Here is a 15,688-nt window from a genome sequence, read left to right on the forward strand (position 1 = left end):
CCCTACCTGGTATGTTGCGGCGGGTCGGCATATCCGCAGCGTAAAAACCTCATGTTTCCAACAAAGTCATGCTTTGTTGCAATCTCACACCTCGGTTAGCGGCTCGGGTAGAACTGGGGCAGGGTCTCCGGCGATCATCGTGCCGAGGCGGAGGGCTTGTTCCGTGGCGCCGCCGAGAGTGAATTCGAGTTGTTTGGCGTGCAGGAAGTAGCGGTGGACGAAGTATTCCTCGGCGAAGCCCATTCCGCCGTGGACGTGCACGACCGCGTGGCCGACCCGGTGCCCCGCGTCGGCGGCCCATCGATGTGGAGACCATCCGCCTCACCACCTGGCAGGCCGCCTGGCTCCTCTCGCCCGAAGCCGCAGCCCCGGAGCGGGCACGGGCAGAGGCGGTCGCCACGGCCAAGTACAAGCGATCAGACCCCCCGCGCCACCAGGTCGAGCACCACCGCCGCCGCCGTCGAGAAGATCGCCGCCGACAACAACCAGAACCCCCACCGGATCAGCAGGTACTTGCGGCTCACGATCTGGCTGACCCGCCGCACCTGCCCGGAGATGCGCCGCAGGTCCCGCCCGGACACCGACATCAGCGCGGCGGCCAGCGCCTCACCGCTGTCGTACCGCACGACGTCCCCGAAGTACTCGACGACCTCCTCCTTCCGCGTCCGGTCCGTGCCGAGCCGCGGGTACACCGCGCCGGCCAGGCATGCCAGCGAGGCCAGCGCCAGTGCCACACCGGTCCACCACAGCCACTCCACCGCGTCCGAGAGCTGGAACGGCGACCAGCCGCCCGCCGCCAGGCCGCCCGCGACGGCGCCGATGGCGATCCCGACGATGCCGAGCAGCACCTGCGCCTTGCCGTCCGCCTTGTTGATCTCCTCGCGGGCGTCGGACAGCAGTCGCGCGGCGTACGCGACGGCCTCCGCCTCAGGACACGGGGGACGGGACGAGCCGAGGACCTTGCCCAGATGACGTAGCACGCTTCGTATCCACTCCCTGCGTCGTACGAGGTCGTGGCGTGAGGATGACACCCGCGCCGCGGGTGATCCACTGACAATTACGCATTCACCGTCGCGCCGCCTCGTCGCCCTCGGACCGCTCCTGCTTGCGTCCCCGTCCGATGCGGCCCGCGTGCGCACGCTCCTCGGGGTGCTTGCGCACCCGTATCAGGCTCGCCACGACCGTGCCGGCCAGCACCAGCAGGATCACGCCGAGCGACACCGGCGTCGGGATCTCCGGGACCGACTTCGACACGTCCTGGTGCAGGAAGGCCAGCACCAGCTTGACCCCGATGAACGCCAGGATGACCGACAGGCCGATCGACAGGTACACGAGCCGTTCCAGCAGGCCCTCGATGAGGAAGTACAGCGCACGCAGCCCGAGCAGCGCGAACGCGTTGGCGGCGAACACGATGAGCGGCTCGCGGGTGATGCCGAAGATCGCCGGGATGGAGTCCAGCGCGAACAGCAGATCCGTGCCGCCGATGGCCACGAAGACCAGGAACAGCGGCGTGGCCACCCGCTCGCCGTTCTCCTTCACCAGCAGCTTGCCGTTGTGCAGGTTCTCGGTGACGGGAAGCCGCTTGCGGGCCCAGCGCATCACCCAGGTGCCCTCGACGTCGGGGTCGTCGTTGCGGTGGCGGATGAGCTGCACGGCCGTCCACAGCAGCAGGAGGCCGAACAGCAGGAACGTCGGGGAGAAGACGCTCACCGCGGCGGCGCCGACGAGGATCAGCGCGGCGCGCAGCACCAGCGCGGCGGCGATGCCGAACAGCAGCGCCTTCTGCTGGTGCTCGGGGGGCACCGAGAACTTCGCCATGATGATGACGAAGACGAAGAGGTTGTCCACCGAGAGGCTTTTCTCCACCACCCACCCGGCGAAGTACTCGGTCGCGACGCCGCCGCCCTCCAGCAGCCACAGGGCGGCACCGAAGGCGAGCGCCACGGCGATGTAGAAGACGCTCCACAGCGTGGCCTCGCGCAGGTGGACGGCGTGCGGGCGGCGGGCGGCGACGACGAAGTCGAGCGCGAGCAGCGTCACCACGATCCCGGTGACGGTGAGCCACCCCCATGGTGAATGGATCATTTGCGGGCCTTTCGTCGGGGCGGCGTGTGCCGTCGCTCCGCGCGGCGGACCGGGTGCCGGTCCTTACCCGGTCACAAGACACGCATTCCTCCAAAACAGCGTGGGATTGGCCACTCTCCGTGACGGCGGCGGGGCTGAACGGGGGAGCTTCAGCCGCGGCGCAGGAAGAAGTCGTCCTCCTCGTCGCCCCAGCCCACCGCGCCCGCGACCCACAGGCGTGAGGTGCCGGGCACGGGCGCGATGGCGGCCCTGCCCACGTCGTCCGACTGCGGGTACTGCTGGCCCTCGCGCTCGCGGCGCAGCAGCGGGCCGTACGAGGCGGTCCACGCGCCGCCGTCGAAGCGCAGGAAGAGCACCTGGCCGGAGTGGGCGGCGTCCACGCCGCTGATCCAGACGTCGTCGGCGGCGAGCGCCGTGACGCCGGCGAGCTCGCCCGCCGCCACCGGGACGGGCACCCGCCACCACGCCTCGCCGTCCGAGCGCAGCACCAGCGGGGTCCTCTGGCCGCCGTCCTGGCCGCTCACCGAGCCGACGGCCCACACCTCCGTCGGCGACACCGCCCAGACGGCCTGGAGCACCCCGCCCGGGATGTCCGGTGTGCGGCCACGCTGCCAGGAGTACGTGCCGCCAGGCTCGGCCCTGCCGTGCCACACCATCGGGGAGCCCGGCTCGCGGCCGGACAGCGCGGCGTCCCCGCCGACCGCCCACACGTGCCCGGCGGTCGCGGTCACCGCGCGGAAATGCCCGTCGGCCTGGAAGGCGAGGCGGAACCGCCGGCCGTCCCACGCGACGACCTGCCCCCGGGCGGCGGTGAGCGCGGTCAGCCACGTGACGTCCCGGGTGACCGCCACGCCGGTCAGGACGTGCTCCGCCGCGACGCCGAACGGCTGGTAGGCGGTCCAGCGGGCACCGTCCCAGCGGGCCGCGTAGCCGTACCTGCCGTGGCCGACCACCCAGGCGTCGCGGGGGTCGCGCGCGTCCACGCCCACCAGGCGCACCACGTCAGGGCCGGGCTTCACCCGCGTCCACCGCTTGCCGTCCCAGTGCTGGAGCATCGGGCCGCCCTCGTCGTCCTCGGCGGCCCGCTCGTACCCGACGGCCCACGCGTCGTCCGGCCCGGTCGCGGCGACGTCGAGCAGCGCCGAGCTCGGCCGGGCCCGCGCGCCCGGCACGAGCCGCCACTCGGGGGAGGCGGCCGTCTCCCCGGTGGGGACCGGCGCGGGTGTGGCCGTCGCTCCGGACCCGGGGGTGAGCGGCGGCACGGCCGGCGGTGTGCCCGGGGCGCCGCAGGCCGCGGCCACGGCCAGGCAGGCCGCGGCGATCGGCAGGCGCGTCCTCATGGCACGCCATGGTGGCAGGTGGCGCCGCCACGCCGCCACCTGCACGGACATACGTACGGCTCGCGCCGGGGCACGAGGGCGCGAGCCGTACGGGTCCGCTGGGCGCCGGTCCTCTAGCGCCGGATGACGTGAAGCACACTCGCGATACGCTCCGCGGCCGTCACGATGTCGGAGGCGTGGCCGATGCGGCCGGCCCAGGACAACCAGAACCACCACTCGCCGTCGGCCGCGTTGGCCGCCAGCACGTCCTCGGTCACGGCCGGCGCCATGGGGTTGATCACCCGGAGGCGGGGATACAAGCCGGTGCGCGCCGTGAGTCGCACCTGGAACGCGTGGGCTTCCAGCTGCGCGGCGAGACGCTCCAGGTGGTCGATGGCTTCGGCCGTCTGGGTCCTCGAATCTGCGGTCTTCATCGTGGTCTCCAGCGGGGACAGGGGGACCGGTCGGGACAACACTGAACCTGTGTGCGTCTAGCGGCAATCCGAGCAAATCCACTGATAAGTGGAATACCGAGGGTTGGACCTGGGGTTTACGTGGAACGGACGCGAATGGCAAAGCATCAGTCCCATAACGCTCTGGGCCATTAGGTGCCGACTGGTTAACATCGGGGAAACATCCGTAAGGCCGAACACACCAGTGGCGGAGGGCAGAGATGGCCCGAGGAGAACATTCTCCGGCGTGCGCACGACGCTGGCGGGAACAGGCCGTGTCCCGGCAGTGGTCGTTGTGGCAGACCGCACAAGCCATCAACAGTTGCTGCGGAGTGAGCCTCCTCAAGGCTCACAGACTCGCCCGCGGATGGTCGGCCCGTCAAGCCATCGAGGAGCTCGAGCGCCTGTGCGAGACGCACTCGCTCGGGCTGCCGCGGGCCAGCATCGACCTCCTCAACGCCTGGGAGAACAACCGGGCCCGCCCCCGGCCGCAGACCATCGACCAGATCGCCCGGCTGTACTCCGCCAACGCCGTGCGCCTCGGTCTCGCCGCCGACTTCTCCGACGACGGCGACGCGGGCAACGTCGTGATCGTCGCCCCCACCCGCACCGCGCAGGACGCGCCGCCGCAGGCCCGCGCCGTGGCCGTGTCCTCACCCCCCGCCGTCCCCGGCTCCGCCTCCTCCGACCCCGAGGACGAGGCCGAGCGCCGCGCCCTGTTCCACCACGCGCTGCTCAGCTCCGGCATCCCCCTCAACGGGCGCATGCTGGCCGAGGTGGAACGCACCCGGCAGGACATGGACCGCACCCTCGCCACCGGCTCCGTCAACGAGGACCAGCTCGACCGGCTGGACGAGCAGGTGCTGCGCTACCGCCGCGAGTACATCAAGAGCGCGCCGCTGCCCATGCTGTACCGGCTCATGCTGGAGATCGCGGACGTGCGGCGCCTCGTCTCGGTGCGCCAGCCGGCCCTCAGCCAGCGCCGCCTGCTCAACGCCACCACCATGCTGGCGCTGCTGTCCGCCGACGCGCTGATGAAGCTCGGCGACACCCGGCAGGCCCACGCCTGGTACGGCACCGCGCGCACCGCCTCCGACGACGTCGGCGAGGTGCGGCTGCGGGCCCTGGTGCGGGCCCAGGAAGCCATGCTGCCGTACCACTACGGCGACCTCACCGAGACCGTCCGGCTGGCGCGTGAGGCCCGCATGCTCGCCGGGAGCGCTCCAAGTTCCCCCGCCGCGCTCGGCGCCGCCGCCGAGGCGCGGGCCCTCGCGCGCATGGGCGAGCACCAGGCGGCCCGGGTGGCGCTGGCCGAGGCCGAGCGCATCTTCTCCCGCATGCCGCCCGAGGACGACCACCTGGCGTTCCGGTTCTCCGAGCGGCGGCTGCAGTTCTACCGCATGGGCACGCTCATCGAGCTCGGCGAGACCGGGCAGGTGCAGGAATGGATCTCCCGGTCCGCCAGCCCCTACACCATCGACCCCGCGCTGGTGCTGCTCGACCAGGCGGCGCACGTCGCACGCGAGGGCGGCTACGACGAGGCGTGCCGGCTCGCCGAGCAGGCGCTGGTGCAGGTGCCGCCCGAGCACCGCACGTCCATCGTGGTGAACCGCGCCCGCGCCCTGCTGTCCAGCGTGCCGCCGAACCAGCGGCGCATCCCGGCCGCGCGCCATCTGCACGACCTGGTCGCGGAAGCCGGCCCGCAGCTCGCGGTGGACCGTTGAACAGCATGCTGGCGGACGAGGCCGCCACGATCCTGCGGGAAGTGTGCGAGAGCGTCGGCCTCGACGCGACGGACGCCCAGTTGCTGCGGGTGCGCAGCAACGCGGTGTTCAAGCTCCGTGACGAGATCGTCGTGCGCATCGCCACCGCGCCCGACGCCCTGACCCGACTGCCCGTCGTGCTCGCCGTGGCGCGCTGGCTGGCCGACCAGGGCTTCCCCGCCGTGCGCCCCGCCGACGAGCTGTGCGACCAGCCGCTGGTGTACGACGGCCGCGTCGTCACGTTCTGGCACTACGTCCCCGCCAGCGGCCGCCCCACCACCACGCAGCTCGGCGACATCCTGCGCGACCTGCACATGCTCCCCGTGCCCCCGTTCGCCCTGAAGCGCCTCGCCGACCCCCTGGCCGAGGTCCGCGACTCGGTGGAGCGCCGCAAGGAGGTGCTGACCCCCGGCCAGCGTGCCTGGCTGCGTGACCGCATCGCCGAGCTGACCAGCCGCTGGGGCTCCCTGGACTCCTCCGGCCCCCACGTCCTGCTGCACGGCGACGCCTGGATCGACAACCTGCTGCGCTGCCAGGACGGCCACGCCGTCCTCTGCGACTGGGACGGTGTGGCGGTGGGCCCCCGCGAATGGGACCTCGTCCACACCTACCACGGCCAGCGCCGCTTCGGCCTGACCGAGGCCGACGTCGACGACTTCGCCGGCGCCTACGGCAGCGACCTGAGGCACTGGGGCGGTTACCCCACCCTGATGGAGATCCGCGACATGTACGCCGTGGGCATCCACATCCGCAACGCCGCCCGCGACCCCTTCTCCCGCAAGGAACTCCCCCGCCGCCTCGACAGCCTGACCCGAGGCGACGGCCGCGCCCGCTGGTACCTCGCCGAACCCGCCTGACTCACCTGCCCACCCGCGGAACCCGCCTGACTCACCCGCCCACCTGACTCACCTGCGGAACCCGCCCCGTCCACAGGCCCTCGCCGCACCACACCACCCTCGCGAACACCACACCACCGGCGCCGCGTCGGCGGGACGCGGTCCGGCGAATCCGGCGCCGCCGTACGGTGGCCCGCCTGCTGCGTCGGGCGGCGCAGATCAGGCACAATGTAGGCCCCGTCGCCGGGTTCACCCGGTGTTCGTCTCGTGACGCCGCGAGGTAGTCCCCGTGCACACCGAGCCACCGCACCCACCCGGCCAGGACGCCGGGTTGTTCTCACCGGTGCGCGCGGGAACGGCCGTCGAGGCCGTCACCACGGAACGGGCCTTCCTGCGGGCGATGCTGGACGCGGAGGCGGCGCTGGCACGGGCACAGGAACGGCTGGGGCTGGTGCCGGAGGGGACGGGAGAGACGGTCACCCGGCTGTGCGCCACAGCGCGAATCGACGTCGCGGACCTGGCGCGACGGGCACGAGGCGCGGGAAACCCCGTGGTCCCCCTGCTGGCCGATCTCCGCAAGGCCGGGGGAGAAGCCGCCACCTACCTGCACCACGGAGCGACAAGCCAGGACATCGTGGACACGGCACTGATGCTGACCGCCGCCAGAGCCCGAGGCGTCATCCTGACCGACCTCGGACGGACCCTCGACGCCCTCGCCACGATCGCCGCCGACCACAGAACCACCCCCCTCCCAGGCCGCACCCTCGGCAAACACGCCGTCCCCATCACCTTCGGCCTGAAAGCGGCGAACTGGCTGCTCCTCACCCTGGACGCCCGCGACATGCTGCGCCGCACCAGCCCTCCCGTCCAGTTGGGCGGCGCCGCGGGCACCCTCGAAGGGCTGGGACCGGTGGACCTCATATCGGCCTACGCCGAGGAACTGTCCCTGGAGAAGCCCCCGGCCCCCTGGCACACCCGCCGCACCCCCATGGCCGCCCTGGGCGCCGCCCTGGCCACCACCACCGGCGCACTCGGGAAGATCGCCGCCGACGTCGCCCTCATGACCCAGGACGAGGTGGCAGAACTGGAGGAACCCCCGGCCCCGGGCCGGGGTGCCTCGTCGGCGATGCCCCACAAGCGCAACCCCGTCCTGTCCGTCCTCATCACCTCGGCCGCCGCCCAGGTGCCCGCCCTGTCCCAGATCCTCCACACATCACTGATCTCCGCCCACGAACGCCCCACCGGCGCCTGGCACGCCGAATGGATGCCGCTGCGCGAATGCCTCCGCCTCACGGGCGGCGCCGCCGAGACGGCCGCCGAGCTGACCGCTGGGCTGAGGGTGTCGGCGGAACGCATGCGCGCCAACCTGGAGATCACCGGCGCGTTGGCGGGCGGGCTCGGCGCGTCCGGCGACCTGGTGGCCCGCGCGCTGGAAGAGTACCGGGCGAGCCCCGCCTGAGAGCCGGGGCGGCGACCGGCCGTTATCCCGAAGCACGATCGAAGGAGTCGGCGTGGAACTGCGCCACCGGTTCGACGGGCCTGAGGACGCACCCCTGCTGGTGCTCGGTCCCTCCCTCGGCACGACGACGCACGTGTGGGACCCCCAGATGCCCGAACTGGCCCGCACCTGGCGGGTCCTGCGCTACGACCTGCCCGGCCACGGCGCCTCACCCGCCGTCAAGAGGCGGTTCACCGTCGGCGACATCGCCGAGGAGGTGCTGGCCCTCGCCGGGCCCGGCAGGTTCGCGGCGGGCGGCGTCTCGTTCGGCGGCGCCGTCGCCCTGTCCATCGCGGTGAACCACCCCGGCCGGCTGTCGGAGCTGGTGCTCTGCTGCGCCTCGGCGCGGTTCGGCGACCCGGCGACATGGCGGCAGCGGGCCGCCCGGGTGCGGGCCGAAGGCATGACGTGGCTGGCGGGCATGGTGACCGCCCGCTGGTTCACCCCCGGCGCCGAGCCCGAGGTGGCCGAGCCGATGCAGTCCTCCCTGCTCGGCACCGACGCCGAGTCGTACGCCCTCGCCTGCGACGCGCTCGCCGAGTACGACCTGCGCGACGGGCTGCACCGGGTCGCCGCCCGCACCCTGGTGATCGCCGGTGACCGCGACCCGGCCACCCCGGTGGCGCACGGGGAGCTGCTGGCCGAGCACATCCCCGGCGCACGGCTGGTCGTGGTGCCCGGCGCGGCCCACCTGGCCAACGTCGAGCGGGCCGGCGTGGTGTCGGACCTGATGTCCCGCTTCCTCGGCCACGGCCGCGGCATGAAGGTCCGCCGTGAGGTGCTGGGGGAGGCGTACGTCGACCGCGTTCTGGCGTCCGGCACGGCGTCCGGGCTGACCGCCGACTTCCAGGAGTTCATCACCCGGTACGCCTGGGGGGAGATCTGGACCCGCCCCGGGCTGGACCGCCGCACCCGCAGCGTCATCACCCTCACCGCCCTCGTGGCCCGGGGCCACCTGGACGAGCTCGCCCTGCACCTGCGGGCCGCGCTGCGCAACGGCCTCACCCCTGAGGAGGTCGCCGAAGTGCTGCTCCAGACGGCGATCTACTGCGGCGTTCCCGCCGCCAACGCGGCCTTCGGCGTCGCGTCCCGGGTGTTCCGCGAGATGGACGCCGAGGGTGACGACAAGGAGTGACGTGGGTACGACGGAACGTGATGGAGACGTCCCGTTCCGGCCGTCCGCGGGCGGACAAGTCGGGAGGTCACGACACGCGTGACCCGTTTGTGATCGGGGGTGGGACCGGATATTGTCTGCATGTTGCGGTCGTGGTTCTCTCGTTCGGCTTTACCTAACGCTCGCGGGAAGTTTCCTGACGTGCGGTCGCATCCCGGTGTTCCGTGGCAGGCACGGAGTACCGGCCCGATCCGCCGCGCAGCCCCGCGTCGCCGACTTGGCGGCCCGGTGACACCCCATACCAGGGAGAAGGCAGTTGTCTGAAGGCACCGTCAAGTGGTTCAACGCCGAGAAGGGCTTTGGTTTCATCGCCCCTGACGACGGTGGTGCCGACGTGTTCGTGCACTACTCCGCGATCAGCGGTCGTGGCTACCGCAGCCTCGACGAGAACCAGCGCGTCGCTTACGTGACCGTCCAGGGCGCCAAGGGCCCCCAGGCCGAAGAGGTCACGCTCCTCTGACCCGTCGCTGACGCCGGGGCCCGCGTCGCGTTCATCGGCGCGGCCCCTTACGCCTTTCGCGCCCGCATTAGGGCGCGAAAGGCCGATAGTCCGGCCCGCCGCTGGGTAGTCGCGGGCGAATGAGACTGAGTACCACCTCGGACGTGTGGTGGAAGAACGCCGTCATCTACTGCCTTGACGTGGAGACGTACGCCGACGGCAACGGCGACGGCATCGGCGACTTCCGCGGCCTCGCCCAGCACGTCGACCACCTGGACCGCCTCGGCGTGACCTGCATCTGGCTGATGCCGTTCTTCCCGACCCCGGACCGGGACGACGGATACGACATCTGCGACTTCTACGGCATCGACCCCCGGCTCGGCACACTCGGCGACTTCGTGGAGTTCATGCGCGTCGCCGCCGACCGCGGCATCAGGGTCATCGCCGACCTCGTCGTGAACCACACCTCCGACGAGCACCCATGGTTCAAGGAGGCGCGCTCCAGCCGGGACTCGCGGTACCGCGACTGGTACATCTGGTCGGACAAACCCGAACCCGACGACCCCAAGGGCGTGGTCTTCCCCGACGCCGAGAAGAGCCTCTGGGAGTTCGACGAGGGCAGCGGCCAGTACTACTACCACCGGTTCTACCGGTTCCAGCCGGACCTCAACACCGCCAATCCCGAGGTGCGCGACGAGATCGCCCGCATCCTCGGGTTCTGGATGGAGCTCGGCCTGTCCGGCTTCCGGGTGGACGCGGTGCCGTTCCTGGTGGAGGACGTCACGGGGAAGCCGAAGGAAGTGGACGGCAAGCTGCCGGACGTCCACGCCTTCCTGCGGGAGACCCGGGCGTTCATGAAGCGCAGGAACGGCGGTGCCATACTGCTCGGCGAGGTCAATCTGCCGTATCCCGACCTGCTGAAGTACTTCGGGAACGACCTCGGCGACGAGGTGACGATGTGCTTCGACTTCATCGGCATGCAGCGCATGTACCTGTCGCTGGCCCGCCAGGACGCCGGCCCGCTGGCCGAGGCGCTGCGTGAACGGCCGATGCCGCCGAAGGACTGCCACTGGGCGACGTTCGTCCGCAACCACGACGAGCTGACCCTGGACAAGCTCACCGACGCCGAGCGCCAGGAGGTGTTCGACGCCCTCGGCCCCGACAAGGACATGCAACTGTACGGCCGGGGCCTGCGCCGCCGCCTGCCACCCATGCTGGACGGCGACATGCGCCAGATCAAGATGGTGTACAGCCTGCTGTTCTCCCTGCCCGGCACCCCCGTGCTGTTCTACGGCGAGGAGATCGGCATGGGCGAGGACCTGCGCGCCGAGGGCCGCCAGGCCGTCCGCACCCCCATGCAGTGGACCCCCCACCGCAACGCCGGCTTCTCCACCGCCGACTCCCTCCCCATCCGCCTGGTCGAGGGCCGCTTCGGCCCCGAGAACGTCAACGTCAGCGCCCAGCGCCGCGACCCCGACTCCCTGCTCATGTGGATCACCATGCTCGTCGAGCGCTACCGCGAATGCCCCGAACTGGCCTGGGGCGACTACCAGGTCCTCGACACCGGCACCCCCGCCGTCCTGGCCCACCGCGCCGACATCGACGGCGAAACCGTGATGGTCCTCCACAACTTCACCGACCAGGACGTCACCTGCGAAGTCCTCATCGAAGGCCTCGACCAGAACGACGTCCTCACCGACCTCCTCATCGAAGGCACCGTGGAGGTCCCCCCCGACGGCCGCACCACCTTCGACCTCGCCCCCTACGGCTGCCGCTGGCTCCGCGCCTCCGCCCCCGAGGAAGCCCCCGCCGACTCCGCCGACATCGAGGACTCCGAATCCCCCGAGACCGGCACCTGACCGCCCGGGGCGCCGCCGGCCCACCCCGGCGCCGCCCCGCGCGCGTTATTCGAGAGGCGTTCGCCGGTCCAGGTCTGTGAGCATGGCCGCATGAACGACATGAGCCTGGACGTCGCCGATCTCCGCCGGCTGTGCACGGTGCTGCTGGACGCGGTGGAGCGGGACCACGGCCCGCAGGTGGATCTGTCCTCCGTCGACTACTACTGGGTGATGGGTCTCCGGGAGGCGTACGAGATGTGCGACGATCCCGCTTCCGAGATCACGGCGGGACAGGTCAGTGACGACGTCGTGGAGCTTCGTCAGATCCTCGGACGTGCCTGCGGCGAGGGGGTGTTCCTCTGGCACGACATGGCGCATCTTTGCGGGGTCTTGCGGGCGATCGCGTACCTGGATCTGCCCTGATCTGATCCGTTCGACGGGGACGTGAGCCTCTGGTCGCTCGGGGCGTATGCCGTGCTCGGCGGGGGTGGACCCTGAGCGGAGGACGGGGCGACCCTGAGCAAGGGGATTTCCAGGGGCGGAGGACGTCGGGGTCGGGGTCGGGGGTGGGTCAGGGGGGTGGTGGGGACGATCTCCGATGCCGGGGTGTGTGGTTCGCCGGGAAAGTCGAACCATGACGAATCGACTTACGGCCTGGGGTTTCGCGGCGATCGCCGCGGGGGCGGCGGCCATGGTCACGGTGCATGTGGCATCGGATGTGAATCCGCTGTACGGGATGATCAGTGAGTACGCGTTCCATCCGTACGGGGTGCTCCTCGCGGTGTCGCTGACGTCGTTCGCGGCCGGGTCGGCGTTGTTCGCCATGGACCTGGCGCGGCGGGGGGCGCCGGCTTCGGTCGTGGGGCTGGTGACGGTGTGGAGCTGCTGCATGATGATGATCGCGGCGTTTCCCACGGACCGGCCCGGGGTGTCGCTGTCGATGTCCGGGGGGATCCACAGGTATGCGGCTTTCGCGGCGTTCGTGGTGATGCCGGTGGCCGGGTTGCTGGTGGCGGCGCACGGCGGGCGTCACGCTCGGCTGCTGCGCGGGCTCAGCGTCGCCGCGGGCGTGTTCCTCGTGGCGGTCCTGATTCCCTACGGGCTGCGGACGTTCGGCGTGGACACCGCAGCGGTCCCCGCCGGCCTCACCCAGCGGCTGGTGGTGGTCAGCGAGGTCGCCGTACTCGCCCTCATCGGAACCGCCATGATCACCGGACGCCTCGGAGCCACACCCGCACGCACACGCGTCACCGGCCGCCTGGCCACGCCCGCGGTGCACGCGGCGCGGTGAACGGCCGGGCCCGCGGTCTACGCGGCGCGGTGAGCGGCCGGGCCTGCGGTGCACGCGGCGCGGTGAGTCGCCGGACCTGCGGTCTACGCGGCGCGGTGAGCGGCCGGGCCTGCGGTGCACGCGGCGCGGTGAGCGGCCGTACGGCGTCCGGGAGGGGCGGCTCCGCGGGGGCGAGCCGCTCCTTCCGTGCGTGTGACTGGCGGCCGCTTCGGTGGGTACGGCCGGGCGGCCGCGTGGGGGCCGCTTCCGTGTGTGACCGGGCGGCCTCGCGGGAAGCGGGCCGCCCGGGGGTGGGTCAGATGAGGCCGAGTTGCTTGACGGCGTCGCGTTCCTCGGCGAGTTCGCGGACGGAGGCGTCGATGCGGTCGCGGGAGAAGGGGTTGATCGGGAGGCCCTGGACGATCTGCCATTCGCCGTTGCGGGAGATCGCCGGGAAGGAGGAGATGAGGCCTTCGGGGACGCCGTAGGAGCCGTCGGAGGTGAGGGCCACAGAGGTCCAGTCGCCTTCGGGGGTGCCGTTGAACCAGTCGTGGACGTGGTTGAGGGCGGCGTTGGCGGCAGAAGCGGCGGAGGAGGCGCCTCTTGCTTCGATGATGGCGGCGCCGCGCTTGGCCACGGTGGGGATGAAGGTGTCGCGGAGCCAGGGCTCGTCCACCTGCTCGGCGGCGATCTTGCCGTTGACCTCGGCGTTGTAGAGGTCGGGGTACTGGGTGGCGGAGTGGTTGCCCCAGATGGTCATCTTGGTGATGGCGGTGACGGGGACGTCGAGCTTCTTCGCCAACTGGGACAGGGCGCGGTTGTGGTCCAGGCGCGTCATGGCGGTGAAGCGGGCGGCGGGGACGTCGGGGGCGTGGGAGCGGGCGATCAGGGCGTTGGTGTTGGCGGGGTTGCCGACGACCAGGACGCGGACGTCGTCGGCGGCGTGGTCGTTGATGGCCTTGCCCTGGGGGCCGAAGATGCCGCCGTTGGCCTGGAGCAGGTCGCCGCGCTCCATGCCCTTGGTGCGGGGGCGGGCGCCGACGAGCAGGCCGACGTTGGTGCCGTCGAACGCGCGGTTGACGTCGTCGGTGATGTCGATGCCCTGGAGCAGCGGGAACGCGCAGTCGTCCAGCTCCATGGCGGTGCCCTCGGCGGCCTTCACGGCCTGGGGGATCTCCAGCAGGCTCAGCCGCACGGGCACGTCGGGGCCGAGCAGGTGCCCTGAGGCGATGCGGAAGAGCAGCGCGTAGCCGATCTGGCCGGCGGCGCCGGTGACGGTGACCTTGACGGGACGACCCTGCGACATGACGTTCCTCTACATGGGCTCTCGACGGTTATCCGAACAGCCGAAGGCTATCCGTTCGGCCGGCGGGACTTGTCACGCAGGGCCCGTGCCTGTGGACAACCGCGGGAAATCCACTGGAATTCTGATCGTGATCATCGTGGCGCGTCCGTTGACGACCGGACACGCCGGTCCTAGGGTTCGGGCCACCGCTGCCGTCGGCATGATCCCGGAGGTTCCCGTGCCCATGGTCGAAACCGTGCGAGGTCCGGTCGAGGTGGACACGCTCGGCCAGACGCTCATGCACGAGCACGTGTTCGTCCTGTCCCCTGAGCATGTCGAGAACTACGGCCGCGGCACCTGGTGGGACGAGGAACGGCGGGTGGCCGACGCGATCGCGAAGCTGCGCGCCGTCACCGCCAAGGGCGTCACCACCATCGCCGACCCCACCGTCTGGGGCCTCGGCCGGTACATCCCGCGCATCCAGCGCGTCGCCGCCGAGGTGCCCGGCCTGAACATCATCGTGGCCACCGGCTTGTACTGCTTCGACGAGGTGCCCCACCAGTACACCCACCGCGGCCCGGGGCTCCTGCTCGACATGCCGGACCCGATGATCGACGACTTCACCCGCGACATCACCCAGGGCATCGCCGACACCGGCGTGAAGGCCGCGTTCCTCAAGTGCGTGGTCGAGAGCAAGGGCCTGACCGAGGGCGTGGAGCGCATCTGCCGCGCGGTGGCCCGCACCCACGTGCGCACCGGCGCCCCCATCACCGTCCACACCGACGCCTTCACCCGCTCCGGCCTGCTCGCCCTCGACCTGTTCGCCAAGGAGGGCGTGGACCTCACCAAGGTCGTGGTGGGCCACGCCGGCGACTCCAACGACCTCGACTACTTGATGCGCATGGCCGACACCGGCGCCACCCTGGGCATGGACCGCTTCGGCCTGGATCTCTACAACCCCACCGCCGACCGCGTGGCGACGGTGGCCGCGTTGCACCACCGCGGCTACACCGACCGCATGGTCCTCAGCCACGACACCGCCTGCTTCATGGACTACTTCGGCCCCGCCTGGGACGACCTCCCCCTCGTGGCCCCCGACTGGCACTTCGACCACATCCACGACAACGTGCTCCCCGCCCTGAGAGAAAAGGGCGTCCCCGACTCCGCCCTCCACCAGATGCTGGTCGTCAACCCCCGGAACTACTTCTCCTGACCCGCACCACCCGCCGGCCGACCCGCCGCCGGTGGTGCTGGTGCCGGTGGTGCTGGGGTGCTCGCGCCGGCGGTGCTGGTAGGTGGTGGTGCCGGCGGTGGCGATGGTGCTAATGGTGGTGACAGGCCGTGACGGTCGATGGCGGGTGGCGGTGGGTGGCGGGTGGCGGTGGGTGGTGACAGCGGTGGGTGGTGACAGCGGTGGGTGGTGACAGCGGTGGGTGGTGACAGCGGTGGCGGTGGTGGCGGTGGTGGGTGGTGGCGGACCCGCGCCATACCGTGCCCGGCACGCGTCGGCGGCGGTGGGCGGCCGGTTGTCACCGGATCCGCGCCACACCCCGGCCGGGGTGTGGCGCGGCCGGGGTGAGCTCAGGCCCTTGTCCAGGCGGTCGGGGTGTGGCGCGGCCGGGGTGAGCTCAGGCCCTTGTCCAGGCGGTCGGGGTGTGGCGCGGCCGGGGTGAGCTCAGGCCCTTGTCCAGGCGGTCGGGGTGTGGCGCGGCCGGGGTGAGCTCAGGCC

Annotated in this window: 14 protein-coding genes and 1 pseudogene; 9 read left to right on the plus strand and 6 right to left on the minus strand. The window is 71.5% G+C overall.

All coding sequences use genetic code 11. From position 1 onward, the window contains the following. Nucleotides 1-84: 84 nt before the first annotated feature. The 5 genes and pseudogenes from ABGB17_RS29300 to ABGB17_RS29320 form a co-directional block, all read right to left on the minus strand. A pseudogene (locus tag ABGB17_RS29300) lies at nt 85-288 on the minus strand (hypothetical protein); the annotation flags it as partial. A 128-nt stretch (nt 289-416) separates the two neighbouring features. Then, entirely contained in the window at nt 417-980 is a 564-nt protein-coding gene (locus ABGB17_RS29305) for a Pycsar system effector family protein (protein WP_347635260.1), read from the minus strand. 85 nt (nt 981-1,065) lie between these two features. Next, nucleotides 1,066-2,085: a TerC family protein gene (locus ABGB17_RS29310; protein WP_347635262.1), complete on the minus strand. Its 1,020-nt coding sequence runs from the start codon at nt 2,083-2,085 to the stop codon at nt 1,066-1,068. A gap of 149 nt (nt 2,086-2,234) precedes the next feature. Continuing rightward, complete coding sequence (locus ABGB17_RS29315) at nt 2,235-3,425, minus strand: hypothetical protein (RefSeq protein ID WP_347635264.1); 1,191 nt, start codon at nt 3,423-3,425, stop codon at nt 2,235-2,237. A 113-nt stretch (nt 3,426-3,538) separates the two neighbouring features. Next, the gene (locus ABGB17_RS29320) at nt 3,539-3,838 is read right to left on the minus strand and encodes a hypothetical protein (RefSeq protein ID WP_347635266.1); all 300 of its coding nucleotides are present in this window, start codon (nt 3,836-3,838) and stop codon (nt 3,539-3,541) included. A gap of 293 nt (nt 3,839-4,131) precedes the next feature. Between ABGB17_RS29320 and ABGB17_RS29325 the strand changes: the two genes are divergently transcribed. The 8 genes from ABGB17_RS29325 (at nt 4,132) to ABGB17_RS29360 (ending at nt 12,695) form a co-directional block, all read left to right on the plus strand. Beyond that, nucleotides 4,132-5,580: a helix-turn-helix transcriptional regulator gene (locus ABGB17_RS29325; RefSeq protein WP_347635268.1), complete on the plus strand. Its 1,449-nt coding sequence runs from the start codon at nt 4,132-4,134 to the stop codon at nt 5,578-5,580. 5 nt (nt 5,581-5,585) lie between these two features. Continuing rightward, nucleotides 5,586-6,476, plus strand: coding sequence for an aminoglycoside phosphotransferase family protein (locus tag ABGB17_RS29330; RefSeq protein WP_347635270.1), 891 nt, complete (start codon nt 5,586-5,588; stop codon nt 6,474-6,476). A 268-nt stretch (nt 6,477-6,744) separates the two neighbouring features. Next, nucleotides 6,745-7,914, plus strand: a complete 1,170-nt coding sequence (gene pcaB, locus ABGB17_RS29335; protein ID WP_347635272.1) for a 3-carboxy-cis,cis-muconate cycloisomerase — start codon at nt 6,745-6,747, stop codon at nt 7,912-7,914. A gap of 52 nt (nt 7,915-7,966) precedes the next feature. Then, entirely contained in the window at nt 7,967-9,088 is a 1,122-nt protein-coding gene (locus tag ABGB17_RS29340; protein WP_347635274.1) for an alpha/beta fold hydrolase, read from the plus strand. Between the two features lie 295 nt (nt 9,089-9,383). Beyond that, nucleotides 9,384-9,587 carry a cold-shock protein gene (locus ABGB17_RS29345; RefSeq protein WP_347635276.1) on the plus strand — a complete coding sequence of 68 codons (204 nt, stop codon included), beginning with the start codon at nt 9,384-9,386 and terminating at the stop codon, nt 9,585-9,587. A gap of 119 nt (nt 9,588-9,706) precedes the next feature. Then, on the plus strand, nt 9,707-11,425 hold the full coding sequence (locus ABGB17_RS29350) for an alpha-amylase family protein (protein WP_347635278.1): 1,719 nt from the start codon (nt 9,707-9,709) through the stop codon (nt 11,423-11,425). 90 nt (nt 11,426-11,515) lie between these two features. Next, nucleotides 11,516-11,827 (plus strand): hypothetical protein, encoded by a 312-nt coding sequence (locus ABGB17_RS29355; RefSeq protein ID WP_347635280.1) that lies wholly within the window; start codon nt 11,516-11,518, stop codon nt 11,825-11,827. Between the two features lie 211 nt (nt 11,828-12,038). Beyond that, nucleotides 12,039-12,695: a DUF998 domain-containing protein gene (locus tag ABGB17_RS29360; protein ID WP_347635282.1), complete on the plus strand. Its 657-nt coding sequence runs from the start codon at nt 12,039-12,041 to the stop codon at nt 12,693-12,695. Between the two features lie 295 nt (nt 12,696-12,990). Here the strand turns inward: ABGB17_RS29360 and ABGB17_RS29365 are convergent, their stop codons facing one another. Further along, on the minus strand, nt 12,991-13,980 hold the full coding sequence (locus ABGB17_RS29365; RefSeq protein ID WP_347635284.1) for a malate dehydrogenase: 990 nt from the start codon (nt 13,978-13,980) through the stop codon (nt 12,991-12,993). Between the two features lie 235 nt (nt 13,981-14,215). Here ABGB17_RS29365 and ABGB17_RS29370 point away from each other — a divergent pair, with 235 nt between their 5' ends. After that, on the plus strand, nt 14,216-15,172 hold the full coding sequence (locus ABGB17_RS29370) for a phosphotriesterase-related protein (protein ID WP_347635286.1): 957 nt from the start codon (nt 14,216-14,218) through the stop codon (nt 15,170-15,172). The last annotated feature ends 516 nt before the right edge of the window (nt 15,173-15,688 follow it).

This window comes from Sphaerisporangium sp. B11E5 (assembly GCF_039871875.1).
Classification (GTDB): Bacteria; Actinomycetota; Actinomycetes; order Streptosporangiales; family Streptosporangiaceae; genus Sphaerisporangium.

Bases quoted from the DNA above. Each gene is read 5' to 3' on its own strand.
- ABGB17_RS29350 (WP_347635278.1), top strand. From the start codon at position 9,707: ATGAGACTGAGTACCACCTCGGACGTGTGGTGGAAGAACGCCGTCATC.
- ABGB17_RS29360 (WP_347635282.1), top strand. From the start codon at position 12,039: ATGACGAATCGACTTACGGCCTGGGGTTTCGCGGCGATCGCCGCGGGG.
- ABGB17_RS29310 (WP_347635262.1), bottom strand. From the start codon at position 2,085: ATGATCCATTCACCATGGGGGTGGCTCACCGTCACCGGGATCGTGGTG.
- ABGB17_RS29355 (WP_347635280.1), top strand. From the start codon at position 11,516: ATGAACGACATGAGCCTGGACGTCGCCGATCTCCGCCGGCTGTGCACG.
- ABGB17_RS29330 (WP_347635270.1), top strand. From the start codon at position 5,586: ATGCTGGCGGACGAGGCCGCCACGATCCTGCGGGAAGTGTGCGAGAGC.
- ABGB17_RS29315 (WP_347635264.1), bottom strand. From the start codon at position 3,425: ATGAGGACGCGCCTGCCGATCGCCGCGGCCTGCCTGGCCGTGGCCGCG.
- ABGB17_RS29320 (WP_347635266.1), bottom strand. From the start codon at position 3,838: ATGAAGACCGCAGATTCGAGGACCCAGACGGCCGAAGCCATCGACCAC.
- ABGB17_RS29365 (WP_347635284.1), bottom strand. From the start codon at position 13,980: ATGTCGCAGGGTCGTCCCGTCAAGGTCACCGTCACCGGCGCCGCCGGC.